The organism is Acinetobacter sp. S-1 (genome assembly GCF_059579785.1).
This window is the reverse complement of record NZ_CM184207.1, coordinates 2018348-2034404: the sequence shown is the minus strand read 5'-3', so window position 1 is coordinate 2034404 and position 16057 is coordinate 2018348. Positions and strand designations below refer to the sequence as shown.

The 16057-nt window shown below is 37.4% G+C and carries 15 protein-coding genes; 6 read left to right on the top strand and 9 right to left on the bottom strand.

From position 1 onward, the window contains the following. Positions 1-53 precede the first annotated feature (53 nt). The 3 genes from mfd (at position 54) to AC52J8_RS09700 (ending at position 5674) form a co-directional block, all read left to right on the top strand. The gene (gene mfd, locus AC52J8_RS09710) at positions 54-3515 is read left to right on the top strand and encodes a transcription-repair coupling factor (protein WP_086398968.1); all 3462 of its coding nucleotides are present in this window, start codon (positions 54-56) and stop codon (positions 3513-3515) included. Positions 3516-3716: 201 nt separating this feature from the next. After that, positions 3717-4151 carry an HIT domain-containing protein gene (locus AC52J8_RS09705; RefSeq protein ID WP_002117900.1) on the top strand — a complete coding sequence of 145 codons (435 nt, stop codon included), beginning with the start codon at positions 3717-3719 and terminating at the stop codon, positions 4149-4151. A 56-nt stretch (positions 4152-4207) separates the two neighbouring features. After that, positions 4208-5674, top strand: a complete 1467-nt coding sequence (locus AC52J8_RS09700; protein WP_032003548.1) for an adenylate/guanylate cyclase domain-containing protein — start codon at positions 4208-4210, stop codon at positions 5672-5674. Positions 5675-5729: 55 nt separating this feature from the next. Here the strand turns inward: AC52J8_RS09700 and fdx are convergent, their stop codons facing one another. The 8 genes from fdx to AC52J8_RS09660 form a co-directional block, all read right to left on the bottom strand. Continuing rightward, positions 5730-6068, bottom strand: a complete 339-nt coding sequence (fdx, locus tag AC52J8_RS09695) for an ISC system 2Fe-2S type ferredoxin (protein WP_009387062.1) — start codon at positions 6066-6068, stop codon at positions 5730-5732. Positions 6069-6085: 17 nt separating this feature from the next. Next, the gene (gene hscA, locus AC52J8_RS09690; protein WP_086398969.1) at positions 6086-7945 is read right to left on the bottom strand and encodes a Fe-S protein assembly chaperone HscA; all 1860 of its coding nucleotides are present in this window, start codon (positions 7943-7945) and stop codon (positions 6086-6088) included. Between the two features lie 37 nt (positions 7946-7982). Further along, positions 7983-8501, bottom strand: a complete 519-nt coding sequence (gene hscB / locus AC52J8_RS09685; RefSeq protein WP_002117921.1) for a Fe-S protein assembly co-chaperone HscB — start codon at positions 8499-8501, stop codon at positions 7983-7985. 90 nt (positions 8502-8591) lie between these two features. Further along, positions 8592-8912, bottom strand: coding sequence for an iron-sulfur cluster assembly protein IscA (gene iscA / locus AC52J8_RS09680; RefSeq protein ID WP_002117986.1), 321 nt, complete (start codon positions 8910-8912; stop codon positions 8592-8594). Between the two features lie 30 nt (positions 8913-8942). Then, positions 8943-9329 (bottom strand): Fe-S cluster assembly scaffold IscU, encoded by a 387-nt coding sequence (gene iscU / locus AC52J8_RS09675; protein WP_002117907.1) that lies wholly within the window; start codon positions 9327-9329, stop codon positions 8943-8945. Positions 9330-9395: 66 nt separating this feature from the next. Then, positions 9396-10613 carry an IscS subfamily cysteine desulfurase gene (locus AC52J8_RS09670; RefSeq protein WP_002117998.1) on the bottom strand — a complete coding sequence of 406 codons (1218 nt, stop codon included), beginning with the start codon at positions 10611-10613 and terminating at the stop codon, positions 9396-9398. A 1-nt stretch (position 10614) separates the two neighbouring features. After that, the gene (locus tag AC52J8_RS09665; protein WP_002117915.1) at positions 10615-11088 is read right to left on the bottom strand and encodes an Rrf2 family transcriptional regulator; all 474 of its coding nucleotides are present in this window, start codon (positions 11086-11088) and stop codon (positions 10615-10617) included. 109 nt (positions 11089-11197) lie between these two features. Continuing rightward, positions 11198-11845 (bottom strand): hypothetical protein, encoded by a 648-nt coding sequence (locus AC52J8_RS09660; protein ID WP_068526985.1) that lies wholly within the window; start codon positions 11843-11845, stop codon positions 11198-11200. A gap of 208 nt (positions 11846-12053) precedes the next feature. On the opposite strand from AC52J8_RS09660, the gene AC52J8_RS09655 reads away from it, so the two are divergent. From AC52J8_RS09655 to AC52J8_RS09645, 3 genes are all read left to right on the top strand, one after another. Next, complete coding sequence (locus AC52J8_RS09655; RefSeq protein ID WP_002117904.1) at positions 12054-12509, top strand: phasin family protein; 456 nt, start codon at positions 12054-12056, stop codon at positions 12507-12509. A gap of 169 nt (positions 12510-12678) precedes the next feature. Further along, entirely contained in the window at positions 12679-12951 is a 273-nt protein-coding gene (locus AC52J8_RS09650; RefSeq protein WP_001043034.1) for an HU family DNA-binding protein, read from the top strand. 131 nt (positions 12952-13082) lie between these two features. After that, positions 13083-14948, top strand: a complete 1866-nt coding sequence (locus AC52J8_RS09645; RefSeq protein WP_064784102.1) for a SurA N-terminal domain-containing protein — start codon at positions 13083-13085, stop codon at positions 14946-14948. 48 nt (positions 14949-14996) lie between these two features. Here AC52J8_RS09645 and AC52J8_RS09640 read toward each other — a convergent pair whose 3' ends face one another. Continuing rightward, complete coding sequence (locus AC52J8_RS09640; protein WP_016803370.1) at positions 14997-15941, bottom strand: AraC family transcriptional regulator; 945 nt, start codon at positions 15939-15941, stop codon at positions 14997-14999. Positions 15942-16057 lie beyond the last annotated feature (116 nt).

The window sequence follows — 16057 nt, the reverse complement described above, 5'->3', positions numbered from 1 at the left end:
AACATCATGCTACTATTGAGCTCATATCTTCTTAGCTGATAAAAGCCATATACATGTTTCAACAAGAAATCTCTCAATTGAATTTACAACAGCTCAAAGCCGGTGAAAAGCGTTGGGTAGGGTCGTTATTAGGTTCGTCTGCTGCATTATTATTCAAAGAAATTGCCGTTCAGCATTCATCTTTGCTCGTTGTAGTAGCTCGAAATAACCAACATGTTGCTCAGTTAGAAAGTGAACTTGAATTTTATGGCATAAAACCGACAATTTTCCCTGATTGGGAGATTTTGCCGTATGACCGCTTGTCACCTCATCAAGATATTGTTTCAGAGCGACTCGCGATTTTATCCAATATGCCGCAAAAAGGTGTATTGCTCATTTCAGCAAGCACTTTAGCTCAAAGAGTTGCACCATATTCTTGGGTTTTAGGGGAGCATTTTGATATACGTGTGGGGCAAAAATTTGATTTAGAACAACAGAAGCTACGTTTAGTACAAGCTGGGTATCATTTAGTAGATACGGTTTATGACCATGGTGAGTTTGCTGTACGTGGTAGCATTATGGATATTTTTGCATCTGGTCAGGATGCACCTATCCGTATTGACCTTTTTGATGATGAAATTGATACTTTAAAATTCTTTGATCCAGAAACGCAAAGAACCACAACTACTTTAAAAAGTTTTACCGTCTTACCAGCAAAAGAGTTCCCATTAAAAGAAGCTCGTTCAATTTTTAGAGACCGTTATTCTGAACTTTTTCCGACTGCAAATCCTAAGAAAAACCCAATTTACCAAGATGTTCTTGATGGAATTGCATCTCCAGGAATTGAGTTTTATTTACCGTTATTTTTTGATAAAACTTACATGCAATCTCAAAGTACACTCACAACGTACTTTCCAAAGAATTGCATTGTAATTACAAATAATGATATTGATACTGATTTAACCAGTTTTTGGAAAGAAGTTTTCCGTCGCTATGAAGATAGACGTCATAACGCAGACCAGCCAATTCTCCCACCTGATGAGTTATTTATTGCACCAAATAACTTACTAAGTGCTTTAAATCAGTTCCCACGTATGCTTGTGAGTGCTGAAGCAGTTGAAGAAAAAGTTGGGGCTCTAAATCTTGAGGTTGAGCAACCACCTAAGTTGCCAGTTGATCCGAAAAAAGACAAACCATTTGCCGTAGTTAAAAAATATATTGATGAAGCAAATCATCCTGTTTTATTGGTTGCAGAAAGTGCTGGTCGACGAGAAAGTTTAAGAGATGGTTTACGTGCCAGTCTGGGAGATATTCCTAGTGTAGATAGTTTTGAGCAATTCCAGAAAAGTCAGTTTGCGATTGCGATTACGAATGCGCCATTAGACCGTGGTTTGCTTTTAACTGATGAATTGTCTGTTATTTCAGAAAATCAGTTATATGAGCATCGGGTAGTCCAACGTCGTCGTAAACGTCAGCAAGAAGTTTCAGAAGAATTCCTAATTCGTAGTTTGACCGAATTAAGCATAGGTGCTCCTGTTGTTCATATTGACCATGGTGTAGGGCGTTACGCTGGATTAATTACTTTGGCAATTGAAGGGCAAGACTATGAGTTCTTGCAACTAGACTATGCTGAAGAGGCAAAAGTTTACGTGCCTGTGACTAACTTGCATCTCATTAGCCGCTATAGTGGCGGAGATCCAGATTTAGCACCATTACACAAAATTGGAACTGACGCGTGGAGTAAGGCTAAACGTAAAGCTTTAGAACAAATTCATGATGTTGCAGCAGAGTTGCTACATATACAGGCACGTCGTCAGTCAAAACCTGGTTTTGGCTTTGAAGTCGATCAGTCGCTTTATATGCAATTTGCAAGCGGATTTGCGTATGAAGAAACACTTGATCAAGCCAATGCTATTGAAGCGACGCTTTATGATATGCAACAAGCTAAACCGATGGATCGACTTGTTTGTGGGGACGTTGGTTTTGGTAAAACAGAAGTTGCAATGCGAGCAGCATTTGTTGCGGTGCAAAATGGTAAGCAGGTCGCTGTATTAGTACCGACGACATTACTTGCTCAACAGCATTATGAATCTTTTAAAGACCGCTTTGCCGACTGGCCTGTTCGTATTGAAGTATTATCACGCTTTGGTTCAAATAAAACGCATACGAAAAATATTGAAGATCTTGCTGAGGGCAAAGTCGATATTGTGGTGGGTACCCATAAACTTTTACAAGAAAATGTACAGTTTAAAGATCTAGGGTTAATGGTAGTCGACGAAGAACATCGTTTTGGTGTGCGTGATAAAGAGCGTATTAAAGCATTACGCGCAGATGTTGATATGTTAACACTTACAGCTACACCAATTCCACGAACTTTAAATATGGCTTTTTCGGGAATGCGTGATTTATCTATCATTGCTACACCGCCAGCCCGTCGTTTAGCTGTTAAAACCTTTGTACAAGAACATACCGAAGCGTCTATTAAAGAAGCGATCTTGCGTGAGTTACTACGTGGTGGCCAAGTATATTTCTTGCACAATGAAGTTGATACGATTGAGAGAGCAGCTGAAAATATTCGCGTGCTTGTTCCTGAAGCTCGTGTAGCAGTGGCTCACGGACAAATGAGGGAAAGAGAACTTGAGCAAGTCATGCAACAATTCTATCACAAAGAATACAATGTATTGGTATGCTCAACCATTATTGAAACCGGAATTGATGTTCCAAATGCCAACACCATTTTGATCGAAAGGGCCGACAAACTTGGTCTAGCTCAATTACATCAACTGCGTGGCCGTGTAGGACGTTCACACCACCAAGCTTATGCCTACTTATTGGTTCCTTCCATAAAGCATTTAAAAGGTGATGCTGAAAAACGCCTTGATGCAATCCAACGTGCTTCAACTCTTGGTGCTGGTTTCATGCTGGCTACAGAAGATTTAGAAATTCGAGGTGCTGGTGAGCTTTTAGGTGAGCAGCAAAGTGGTTCAATGCAGGCAATTGGATATAGCCTATATATGGAAATGCTGGAAAAAGCTACTAAAGCGATTCAGCAAGGCAAAACGCCGAATTTTGATGCACCTTTATCATTAACAGCAGAAATTAATTTACACATACCTGCTCTTATTCCAGATGAGTACCTAGGTGACGTGCATCAGCGTTTATTATTCTATAAGCGTATTAGTAATACAGATACCCAAGAAAAGCTCGACAACATCCGTATGGAGCTTATTGACCGTTTTGGGGTTCCACCGCAATCAGTTAAACACTTATTTAGTGTTCATCAAATTCGATTGAAAGCTGAACAGTTAGGGATTACTAAAATCGATATTAATACTCAAGGTGGCAATATTGAATTCTCGCCTGATACACCTGTTCAGGCCATCAGTATTATTCAACTCATGCAAAAGCATCCAACCTATTATCGTATGGAAGGTGGTCAACGTTTAAAGGTTATGGTTCAGCTTGAAGAGCAGGAAAAACGGATCCAATTTATTAATGATTTATTAGCGAAATTATTGAATGAATTACATGCTTGAATAGTGTTTTAAAGTGATTTTCATTCTATACAAATCCTTTATATGTTGATAACAGAATTTTATGCACGATTTCTCGGTCTATTGGGGGAATAAGTGCATAAAATCATTGTTATTTGTAATCAAACCAGACACTAGTAATACTCACATCAAAACTGATGTGATAGTATTAGCCATTATTGTTTATTGTCATTTATAAAAGATATGTTTAGTTTGCATCCACAACTTGCTCAAGATACTTTTTTTGTAGGCGATTTCCCGCTTTCAACATGTCGTTTAATGAATGATATGCAATTCCCTTGGCTGATTTTAATCCCTCGTGTGCCGGGAATAACAGAATTATATGAGTTGAGCCAAGCTGACCAAGAACAGTTTTTACGTGAATCAAGTTGGTTATCTAGCCAGCTATCTCGTGTATTCCGTGCTGATAAAATGAATGTTGCAGCTTTGGGGAATATGGTGCCTCAATTGCATTTCCATCATGTGGTACGTTATCAGAATGATGTTGCATGGCCTAAACCAGTATGGGGTACACCTGCAGTTCCTTATACAAATGATGTGCTGGCTCATATGCGTCAAACTCTTATGCTTGCGTTACGTGGTCAAGGTGATATGCCATTTGATTGGCGCATGGACTAAATCAATGCAATGCCACATTTATGTGAATGTGGCTACATTGAGGTGTGGAGGATAGGGTGCAATTAGAGAGGTTTATCGATAGAGAGCCTAAGCAGTTTGCATATTTTCATCGCTTGATGGGATATTCAATTCTGTCATTAATTTTAGTGATTTATGCTTTTACCTCACCTAATACAAATTATCAGATCTATGTTCCACCTTTTTTCCTGTTCTTACTTTTTATTAGTTCGAAGTTAGAACACTGGCTTCAGTACCAATTCGATAAAAAAACTCAAAAAAGTGTTTTCTTTGCAATTGATGCAATTGTTGTAGCCGTTACCTTAGCAGGTCTGCATCTTAATTTAGTGCCTACATTTATTGCACTTTTTGCTTTATTTTATTCAGCAATTAATAGTCGTATTTCTTTCGCAGTCATTTGTTTGACCAGTTTGTTAGGCGCGATTATTTTTTATTTAAGTACTTTCTTTTTATTTGGTTTTTATACATATTTTGAGCCTACTAGCCAAGAGTTGACTGTAATTACACTTCTTGGCTTGGTTATGTTTATTACCATCGGAAACTACTATCAGCATCGTTGGGTTAAAAAAATCAGTCAGCAGCGTCAACATTACTATGATCAAATGACCCGCTATATTGCTTTTGCTAATCAGTTAAGCCGTTATGCGCCATTACAGTTATGGCAGTCTATTATGCGCGGTGAAGCTGAAGCAAAGATTGAATATAAGCGTAAAAAAATGACGGTGTTTTTTTCAGATATTCAGGGTTTTACAGAGTTATCAGAAACTTTAATTCCAGATGATTTAGCATTCTTGCTTAATGATTATTTAAGTCATATGACTGAAATTGCTAAACAGTATGAAGCCACAGTCGATAAATTTATGGGAGATGCCATCCTCATATTTTTTGGTGATCCAAATTCACAAGGTGTGGAACAAGATGCCAAAGCATGTGTAGAAATGGCAATCGCTATGCGACAGCAAATGAAATTGTTGCGCGAGCGCTGGAAAAAAATGGGTTACTCAGCATTGCATATCCGGATGGGTATTAGTACTGGTTATTGCCACGTAGGAAATTATGGGGCAACACATCGTATGGCTTATACGATTGTAGGTCGTGATGTTAATTTAGCGGCTCGTTTGCAATATGCTGCTGAAATAGATGAAATCTTAATTTCAGACGATACTTATCAATTAATTAAAAGTGATTTCTTGTGCGCTCCTAAAACACCGATTTATCTAAAAGGTATTCAAGGTGCGGTAAAGACATGGCAAGTGATGGAGAAATATACAGGCAATAAATCGGATCATCAGCAATGGTTCGATTATGAGTATAAAGGCTTTCACTTGGTACTTAATTTAGAAGAAGTACAAAACTATGAATATCCTGAATTAGTAGAAGTGCTTGAGAAAATGATTCAACGAATTAAAGTTCAACAAACTTTAGTAAATACTCAAGGTATTGCACAGTTAAGACTTGAAGATGAAGTTAAACCTTTAGAGATAGATCCACAAGACCAAGTTTAGAGTTTATAAAACATAAAAAAAGCTGCTTTTAAAGCAGCCTTTTTTATTAACACGATTAATGATTTTCTGAAGCGTGGTTGATTGTATATTTAGGAATCTCGATTTCTAAATCTTCATCAACAATTTTTACTTGGCATGAGAGGCGAGAATCTGGTTCAAGACCCCAAGCGCGATCTAAAAGATCTGCTTCAACATCATCCATTTCTTCTAGGCTATCAAAACCTTTACGAACTACTACGTGACAGGTAGTGCAAGCACATGACATGTCACATGCGTGTTCGATTTTAATTCCTCGATCAAGCAAACTTTGGCAAAGATTTGCATTCTGTTCAACTTCAAATTCTGCACCTTCAGGACAAAATTGAGCGTGAGGAAGTACTTTAATGCGGGGCATATTGATCACCTATACCTTTAGTTTGAATTTGACCAATCTTCAAGTTTTGTACCTTTTAAGGCGTGGTCAATATGTCGATTCATACGTAGTGCAGCAAAAGCATCACTATGTACTTTAAGTTGTTCTACAGCTTTTTCAATCGCTTGAATATCATTGCCTTCAAGTTGTACTTTAAGCATATTTTCAGCGGTTTTAAGTGATTCGAGTTGCTCATCATTGAGTAAATCAGCATCAACTTTCAGTGCTTGTTCTAATGCTTCAAGCTCACGTTGAGCTTCAACTTTGGTTTCTTTTAAATGACGCAGATTTTTGTCTTCTTCTGCATGTTGGAAACCTTCAATTAATAAGCGTTCAGTGTCAGACTCTGATAAACCATAAGATGGTTTAATATCAATTTGAGCTTGTACGCCTGAAGTTGTTTCACGAGCTGAAACAGTAAGTAAGCCGTCTGCATCTACCTGAAAGGTAACTTCAATACGTGCTTGACCAGCAGTCATTGGGGGAATGCCATGAAGAACGAATCTTCCTAACGATCGACAGTGTTCGACTAAATCTCTTTCACCTTGAACTACATGAATCAGCATGGCAGTTTGGCCATCTTGATAAGTAGTAAACTCTTGGCGGCGAGCAACCGGAATAGCTGTATTACGAGAAATAAGACGCTCTACTAATCCACCCATGGTTTCTAAGCCAAGAGAAAGAGGAGTAACATCTAAAAGTAGTGAGCCGTCTTGGCTGTTTCCAATTAATTGATTGGCTGTGATAGAAGCTCCAATCGCTACTACTTCATCAGGATTAATTGTGCAAAGTGGTTCTTGGTTAAATACATTGCGAACTGCTTGCTGAACAGCATACGAACGGGTAGAACCACCTACTAAAACAACATTTTGAATATCTGATAACTCAAGTTTTGCATCACGTAAAACACGTTTGCAAACACTGATTGTTTTGTCTAAAGCAACTTGAATAATGCTCTCAAAGGTTGAACGATCAAGTGTTAGTACATTTTCAAGTAGTTTTAACTGAACGGATTCTTGTGTAGAGAGCTGTTCTTTTGCTTGGCGAGCAGCAACAATAAATACTGCATAGTTTTCATCACTTAGCGTATCAATATTTAATTGTTTTTTAGCCCACTTAACAATGAGACGATCTAAATCATCACCACCTAAAGCAGTATGACCACCTGTAGCTAATACCTCAAAGACACCTTGTGAAAAACGTAGGATTGATACGTCGAAAGTACCACCACCTAGGTCATAAATCACATAGTTATGATCTGTAGCTAAATTCGTTTCTTGATCTAAACCATAAGCCACAGCAGCAGCAGTTGGCTCATTTAGTAGACGTAATACATTCAAACCAGCCAGCTGTGCAGCATCGCGTGTTGCTTGGCGTTGTGCTTCATCAAAATAAGCTGGAACAGTAATTACGGCTCCATTTACTGGGTTTTGTAAGCTAGATTCAGCACGCTCTTTTAGTTGTTTTAAAATTTCAGCTGAAATTTCAACAGGCGTTTTACGACCAGCATGTGTCTCGAAAGCTGGCATCTCATTTTCAGAACCCACTAATTCATATGGGTGTTGAAATTTGATATCTGCTTTTGAACGTCCCATAAAACGTTTTACAGAAACAATTGTATTTTTTGGATCAGCAATAATGAAAGGTTTTGCTTCTTCACCATAATGAGTGACATCATTTCCATAATGCACAATAGAAGGGAGAAGTCGTCTTTCTTTTTCGTCGTTAAGGACTTTTGGTTTGCCTGATAACACTGTCGCAACTAAAGAATGTGTTGTTCCTAGGTCGATACCAATCGCAATGCGGTGTTCATGTGGGGCACTGGATTGACCCGGTTCAGCAATTTGCAAAAGTGCCATGAGTTAAATCCTTTGAATATAAATTGGAAAAAGCAAATTAAAAATCATCGTCTAAATCAAAGTTGTCTTCATCATCCAACAGTTGATCTTCTGCTTTTTCAATATCGTTAAGAACGCGCTGAAAGAAACGTAATTTACGTACAGTATCTCGAGCTTCGCCCCAATCTTCATCTGAGTAGTCAATTTTAAATTCGCGAACTAAGCCATCAATCCACTGAAAAACTTCTTGCTTAAGAGTACTTAAATGCTCTTGTGAAGTTGCTTCATCAAGTTGCTCACGAAGCTCTAGAGCTGATTGTAGGAACTCAAAATCACTAATGGATTGATCAAGGTGATGATCTTGCTTTTTTAACGCTAATAGATAAGCAGCGCGGCTATCTACTTGCGAAAGTACTTTAAAAGCTTGATTGATTTCACTTGATTTGATCAATGCCTGATCTTTATCTTCTGCTTTATCTGGGTGATATTGCTGTTGCAAACTTAAGAAACTAGATTTTAAGCTCGCTAAATCGATATCGAGTTCTACGGGTAAATTGAACAACTCAAAATGATTCATTAGAAAGGAGGTCCACGTTAATTAAATACATTAAAACAGTGCTATAAAAAGTCACTGTTTTAATGAAAAGGATGGAAGGAGAAGAGGGAGTTATACAGTGAAAGACTCACCGCAACCACATTCACCTTTTTTATTGGGATTGTTAAATTCGAACCCTTCGTTAAGGCCATTCTTTACGTAATCCATTTCTAAGCCTTCTAAATAGACAAGACTTTTCGGATCTACAAAAACCTTAACGCCAAATTGTTCGAAAACTTGGTCATGTTCATCGACAGAATCAACAAATTCGAGAACATAAGCCAACCCAGAACAACCAGAAGTTTTCACACCCACGCGAATGCCTTCACCCTTACCTCGATTTTTAAGGTAATTGCTAATATGAGTCGCAGCATTTTCAGTTAAATGAATCATGAAAACTCCAACGTTTACAATGGTAACAAATTAAGCTTTAGATTTTTTACTGCGGTAATCATCAATCGCAGCTTTAATTGCATCTTCAGCTAGTACAGAGCAGTGAACTTTTACTGGAGGAAGAGCAAGCTCAGTTGCGATATCAATATTTTTGATCGCTTGAGCTTCATCAAGAGTCTTACCTTTTAACCATTCAGTTACAAGTGAGCTTGATGCAATTGCAGAACCACAACCATAAGTTTTGAAGCGTGCTTCTTCAATCACACCACTATCATTTACCTGAATTTGTAAACGCATCACGTCGCCACATGCAGGTGCACCCACCATGCCTGTACCAACATTTTCAGAGTTTTTATCTAAAACACCAACATTACGTGGGTTTTCGTAATGATCAATTACCTTTTCGCTATAAGCCATTTCGCTTCTCCAAACCTCGGGGTCAGCCTAATATTAATATGAGGGTTAAAACACTAATTTCAATAATTAGTGTTCTGCCCATTCAACTGTAGAAAGATCGATACCTTCTTTGTACATATCCCAAAGCGGAGAAAGTTCACGTAATTTCTCAACAGCGGCTTTGGTAATTGTAAGCACGTGGTCAATGTCTTCTTCAGTTGTGTATTTACCAAAACTAAAGCGGATTGAGCTGTGTGCTAGCTCATCAGATAAACCTAATGCGCGAAGAACATATGAAGGCTCTAAAGTTGCAGAAGTACAAGCAGAACCACTTGATACAGCAGCATCTTTAAGAGACATCATTAAAGATTCACCTTCAACAAAGTTGAAGCTAACATTTAAATAGTTTGCAACGTTTTGAGTTGGGTGACCATTTAAGAACACTTGTTCAAGGTCTTGTAAACCGTTCCAAAGTTTGTCACGAAGTTTACGGAGACGCTCTTGTTCTGCATGCATTGTTTTGCCTGCAATTTCAAAAGCTTCACCCATACCAACGATTTGGTGAGTAGCCAAAGTACCAGAACGCATACCACGCTCATGGCCACCACCATGAATCTGTGCTTTTAGACGAACACGCGGGCTACGACGTACATATAATGCGCCGATACCTTTTGGACCATAAATTTTATGAGCAGAGAAACTCATAAGGTCAATTTTCATCGTAGATAAGTCGATATCAACTTTACCAGCTGCTTGCGCTGCATCTACGTGGAAAAATGTTTTGTTGGCACGTGTTAATTCACCAATCGCCGCTACATCTGTAACTGTACCGATTTCATTGTTTACCATCATAAGAGAAACAAGAATAGTATCTGGGCGAAGGGCAGCCTTAACCATTTCAGGAGTGATTAAGCCTGTTTGTGGTTCTGGCTCTAAATAAGTAATTTCAAAACCTTGTTCTTCTAATTCACGACAAGGATCTAGAACAGCTTTGTGTTCAATTTTACTTGTAATGATATGTTTGCCTTTAGATGCATAGAATTGAGCTACACCTTTAAGGGCAAGGTTATCTGATTCAGTTGCACCAGAAGTCCAAACAATTTCACGTGGATCAGCTTTAATTAAATTTGCTACTTGCTCACGTGCATATTCAACTTTTTCTTCTGCCTGCCAGCCATAAGCGTGCGAACGAGACGCAGCATTACCAAAGGTACCGTCGAAAGTTAAACACTCCATCATACGTTCTGCAACTTGCGGATCTACTGGAGTGGTTGCTGCGTAATCAAGATAAATTGGACGTTTCATATCAAATACCTGTACCCGATAAAAGAGCTGAATCTGTGCCAGTCACATTTTGGCGTAATGCAACAGTTTGAACGTTGTCTCGGCTAATGAGGTCGGCAAGAGAGATTTTTGCTAAATAGTCGGCAATATGATGAGAGAGTTCTTGCCATAAATCATGAGTGAGACACATTGCACCATTTTGGCAGTTACCTTTATGGTCACAACGTGTTGCATCAACCGTTTCATTTACAGCTTCAATAATTTCTAACACAGTAATTTCATCAGCATTTCGAGCCAAATGGTAACCACCATTTGCACCACGAACACTAGAAACTAACCCATGACGCTTAAGTTTTGCGAATAACTGTTCTAAATAAGCAACTGAAATGGATTGACGTGCGGCAATTTCGGCGAGCGTGATCGTTTGTTCAGTTGGCTGCAAAGCTAAATCAAGTAGAGCAGTCACTGCGTAGCGACCGCGAGTTGTAAGGCGCATGATTCGATACACATGTTAAGACTAGATAATAGGATTTTATGAATCCCGACTAAAATAGTCAAGTTTTTTTATTTTTAATTCAAGTGTAAGAACAAAATAGAAAAATAAATTAGGCAACCCACAAATTATATATGAAATAAACAATAAATATTAGGCTAATTATACCAAAGGAGAAGTTAATATTTCGTTGACGTTGTTGTAAGCGAGTAATTCGATTTTGATACTGTTTAATTTCCACGTGAAGGGAGTTGATCTCTGATCGTTGTTGATCAATTTTCTCAAGTAATGGAGCGATCCGTTTACGTGAAGCAAGGGTTTCAGCTTCATCATCTGAAGTGTTAAACCACTGTTTCCAGTCAACTAACAATTTTGGAAGAGTTAAATGAGAAATTAAATCTAGAAGTTCCTTTTTCGTTTCCTCATCACCATCAATACGCATATTTTTAAGACTGCGTTGGTTAGAAAAGCCAAAAATTTTAATTAAATCGATAAGTGTACTATTGATCTCAAGATCAATACGTCTATCAAAAGAATGAATATCGAATAACAAACCTTTTTCTGTAAATTGAACATAGAAGTCAAAGAAAGGTAGATAGCTATTAATACGAATCGTTGTTTTGTTCAAAATAAACTTTTTCGCTTGCAAGCGAAGAGCACCATCGTGGGTGAGAATAAATGAAAAAAAAGTTTCTAAAATAATTAGAACAATATTCAGCAACAGACGCGGATGTTTTTGTCTTTGTTGCGTTTCACTCATAAAAGTTTATCCTTAGAAATAGCAATTAACCGAAGAATGGGACATCCTATCCCAAACTTAACACAATGTCGTGTTAAATATATTTACATGACTTATTTGCTTTGTAGAACAGTTTTGTAAATGGATCAAGTCTTTACTTTGATATTATAGAAATATTTTGTGGTCAAATCAGTCATCATTTCTCTCATCTGATTAGGAGTTTAGATTAATGGATAATGCAAATACAGATACCCAGATAGAAGAGTCGGAAGAAAAAAATAAATTAAAATCAAAAAGTTCAAGAAAATCAGCTTTAGATTTTAGGAAGTATACTAAGCAAATTTGGCTAGCAGGACTTGGTGCTTTTTCACGTGCGGAAGAAGAGGGAAATAAGCTCTTTGATTCTTTGGTTAAAGTGGGTGAGGAGCTAGAATCAAAAACTGGAGACTTGGCAGACAATACTGTTGGCAAGGTCACAGAAAAAGCAAAAGAGTCTGTTTCTGAAACAAAAGACAGAGTAGAAAAGATTCTTGATACGAGTGTTAATCACTCTTTAAACCGTATTGGGTTGGTGACGCCGAAAGATTTGCAACACATCGAACAGCTGCTTGTACAACTGCATATTAAGGTGGATGCTTTAATAGAAGAAAATCAACATTTGAAAGAAAAATTGAATAAAAAGTAAAAAAATGTTGGGATTTAGCAAATATATAACAGTTTTTTAGCATTTATTTTTGCTAAAAGCCCTGCTCTAGTATTGCGTTTTCCCCTAAAGCATTGCTATAAAGGCGTCATGGCCTTTTAAACTATAGCCTTGGACCTTAAACAAACGATATTAAGAGGATGTTTTATTCATGAATAAATCAGAATTAATCGATGCAATTGCTGAAAAAGGGGGAGTATCTAAGACTGATGCAGGCAAGGCACTCGATGCGACAATTGCGTCAATTACTGAAGCACTTAAAAAAGGTGACACAGTAACTTTAGTTGGTTTTGGTACTTTCAGTGTTAAAGAACGTGCTGCACGCACTGGTCGTAACCCTAAAACTGGTGAAGAGCTTCAAATTAAAGCAACTAAAGTACCTAGCTTTAAAGCTGGTAAAGGTCTTAAAGATTCAGTAGCTTAATCTTTTAAGATGAATAAACGCGCCAATATAGGCGCGTTTTTTATTAAATATCTGAATTGACCAATATTGCTCATTCATTGATTGTGGTTTTTCAGTTAAAATTCTCCTCGAAATAAAATATTGGAATACTTATGGAATCGTTTCGTACAGTCATTAAGGGTTGGCTCGGCAAAGTCCTTCTAATTTTGTTTTTGACCCCTTTAGCACTTGTAGGTATTGAAGGATATTTTAATAGGGGAAACAAGGCTGATGTTGCAAAAACAGTAAACGGCCAAGAAATATCTAAAAAAGACCTTGAAACTTTAACTCAGTCTTACAAAGAACAATATTTAGCTGCTGTTAAAGGGGATGAAAGTTTACTTAATTTGCCTGTCATTCAGGCTAAGGCACTCGATATTTTGGTGTCACGTAATCTATTAATACAGCAAGCAGAAAAATTAGGTATCTCTTTGAGTGATGCTCAAATTGAGCAAATGTTAGCTCAGCAGCCTAGTTTGCAAGAGAATGGTCAATTCTCACAAAAACTCTATGAAAATTACTTACGTTCTATTGGCATGACGAGTCAGGGTTTAATAGCAAGCCTACGTCAAGATCATGCTTTGAAAATGTTAACGTCAACGTTTGCTGATTACTCTTTAGTAAGCAAAGTTGATCTAATGCAAATTGCGAATTTGCAAACTGAACAACGTACGTTACATTTAGCTAGTATTAAATTAGATGCTTACAAAACAGGTTTAACGGCATCTAATCAAGAAGCTACAGATTACTATAACAAGCATCAAAATGAATTTAAGCAACAGGCTTCAGTTGATGTTGATTATGTTGTCTTATCTCCATCAATGATGACTAAACCAGCTCCTGCAACCGAAGCTGAACTTCAGCAAGCTTATGCAAAGTTTGTTGAAACTCAGAAAAAAGATGCTAAACGAACTGTAAAGCACATTTTAATTACTACTGATGCTCGTGATGATGCCGCTGCTCAAAAACTTGCAAAAGAAGTTTATGCGAAAATTCAGGGTGGTCTTTCGTTTGCACAAGCTGCATCGCAGTTCTCTGAAGATCCTAGTTCAAAAGCAAAAGGTGGTTTAGTTGAAGCATATGCTCCAGGTGTTTTCTCGGATGCATTTGATAAAACTGTTTTAAGTTTGAAAAATGGACAAGTTTCGCAGCCAGTAAAAACACAATATGGTTATCATATTATTGAAGCAGAAACTCAAGCTAACCAAATCCCTTCATTTGAAGCTGAGAAAGCGCGTTTAACGGCTGAGGTTGAAAAGAATAAAGTTGCTACGGTTTATTCAGATGCCGTAAACAGTTTGAATGAAACAATTGTTGGTAATGATTCTTTAGAAGCTGTTGTACAAGAAGTAAAAGGTGCAAAAGTTGAATCATTGAATGGTGTAACTTTAGCAACTCAAAACCCATATTTAAGTGATCCAAGTGTCAAAATTAAGTTATTTAATGATGATGTGAAAAATGGTGACCGTAATGCATCATCTAATATTCAATTAGCAAATGGTGATACGGTATGGGTTAAAGTGCGTGATTACCACGCAGCTGGTGTAAAACCATTAGCGCAAGCGATGAATGAAGCAAAAGCCAAAGTTATCGATGCAAAAGCGCGTAAAGCAGCCCAAGCAAAAATTGCTACCATGTTGACTGAGTTTAAAACTCAACCAGCAGAACAAGTAGTTGCTAAAAATAAAGTCGCATTTGAATCAGCTGGCGTATTTAGTCGTTCACAGGGTTTAAAGCGTGAAATTGAACGTGCAGCATTTAGTTTAGCTACCCCTAAACCGGGTATGTGGTCTGTTACAACAGCAAACTTACCAAATGAGCTGGTAGTCGTTGCAGTTTCAAATGTAAATTCATCAGCCGCTAATGCTATTCCTGCTGATCAATTACAACAGCTAAAACAACTTTATCGTCAATCTCGTGGTCAACAAATATTGGAAGATTACAGCCAATATTTAAAATCACATGCAAAAATTAAATAATAATTTGATCAAATAAAAAAAGCGCTTCGGCGCTTTTTTTATTTTCTATTAATCGAGATGATGTTCGATATATTGCTGTCGATATTGTTTAGGTGATAAATCAAAAATTCTTTTAAAGGCCTGACTAAAAGCAGTCTCGGATGAATAGCCGACTTTGTTTGATATTTGCTGAATTGAAAAATTACTTGTGCGTAAGTACTGACTTGCTAAACGAAAACGGTAATGTTGCAAATAAGTTAGAGGTGGTTCCCCAATAATACTATTAAATAGATTTGCGAATTTGGACCGTGACATACAGCATCGTTCTGCTAAAGATTCAACTGTCCAAGCGACTTCTGGTTGGCTATGAATAGCGGATAGGGCATTACTCAATTCAGGATGGGTTAACGCACTTAGCCAGTTTTGTTGATCAGTCATTTGTTGAACATGATCACGAATGCACTCAATGAGAAGAATACTGACTAAATGATCAATAATTTTGTCATGTCCCGGCCTGATTTTTTGAGTTTCAATTGCTAAAAAATAAAGCCCAATTTGTAGCCATTCTGGTGGGTTGGTTTGATTTTCGTGCTGAATATGCATGATAGAAGGCAATGCATTAATCAAAGGACCTGCCATATGAGTATCGATCTGACAGCGTAAACATAGTAATAATGTTTTATCTGGAGAAGAAGTACCAAACTCGATCGCGTCTTGTCTATGGCCATTAAAAAGTGAAGTAATATCTAGAGAATCTACTAATTTAGTTGCTGTTGATTTTGAGTCGGTGGCATTATGTGCTTTTCCAGAAGGAATTAAAATAATATCACCAGCTGTCGCAATTATTTTTTCTGACGCATTAAGTTGAATATATACTGAACCAGTTAAAACAATATAGGCAAGTAAAGCAGATTGATCTTGTGTTTTAAAAGCCCATTCTCCTTGTGCTTTTAAATAGATGTATTCAGACTTATTAAGGTGAATATCATCAAAAAATTTACTTAGTGCATCCATCTTTAAATGATCAATCATTATTTTAATAAAATTATAGTGAGCTATGAGAATAGATCAACATGTGTTTTTAGGACAAAAAAGTGGAAGAAAATGCCAAAGACTTTGAAATAGGTTTT

Excerpts from the sequence above, each read along its gene's own strand:
- iscU (WP_002117907.1), bottom strand. The coding sequence starts at position 9,329 with ATGGCTTATAGCGAAAAGGTAATTGATCATTACGAAAACCCACGTAAT.
- AC52J8_RS09670 (WP_002117998.1), bottom strand. The coding sequence starts at position 10,613 with ATGAAACGTCCAATTTATCTTGATTACGCAGCAACCACTCCAGTAGAT.
- AC52J8_RS09645 (WP_064784102.1), top strand. The coding sequence starts at position 13,083 with ATGGAATCGTTTCGTACAGTCATTAAGGGTTGGCTCGGCAAAGTCCTT.
- AC52J8_RS09650 (WP_001043034.1), top strand. The coding sequence starts at position 12,679 with ATGAATAAATCAGAATTAATCGATGCAATTGCTGAAAAAGGGGGAGTA.
- AC52J8_RS09665 (WP_002117915.1), bottom strand. The coding sequence starts at position 11,088 with ATGCGCCTTACAACTCGCGGTCGCTACGCAGTGACTGCTCTACTTGAT.
- fdx (WP_009387062.1), bottom strand. The coding sequence starts at position 6,068 with ATGCCCCGCATTAAAGTACTTCCTCACGCTCAATTTTGTCCTGAAGGT.
- hscA (WP_086398969.1), bottom strand. The coding sequence starts at position 7,945 with ATGGCACTTTTGCAAATTGCTGAACCGGGTCAATCCAGTGCCCCACAT.
- AC52J8_RS09660 (WP_068526985.1), bottom strand. The coding sequence starts at position 11,845 with ATGAGTGAAACGCAACAAAGACAAAAACATCCGCGTCTGTTGCTGAAT.
- hscB (WP_002117921.1), bottom strand. The coding sequence starts at position 8,501 with ATGAATCATTTTGAGTTGTTCAATTTACCCGTAGAACTCGATATCGAT.
- AC52J8_RS09705 (WP_002117900.1), top strand. The coding sequence starts at position 3,717 with ATGTTTAGTTTGCATCCACAACTTGCTCAAGATACTTTTTTTGTAGGC.
- mfd (WP_086398968.1), top strand. The coding sequence starts at position 54 with ATGTTTCAACAAGAAATCTCTCAATTGAATTTACAACAGCTCAAAGCC.
- iscA (WP_002117986.1), bottom strand. The coding sequence starts at position 8,912 with ATGATTCATTTAACTGAAAATGCTGCGACTCATATTAGCAATTACCTT.
- AC52J8_RS09640 (WP_016803370.1), bottom strand. The coding sequence starts at position 15,941 with ATGGATGCACTAAGTAAATTTTTTGATGATATTCACCTTAATAAGTCT.
- AC52J8_RS09655 (WP_002117904.1), top strand. The coding sequence starts at position 12,054 with ATGGATAATGCAAATACAGATACCCAGATAGAAGAGTCGGAAGAAAAA.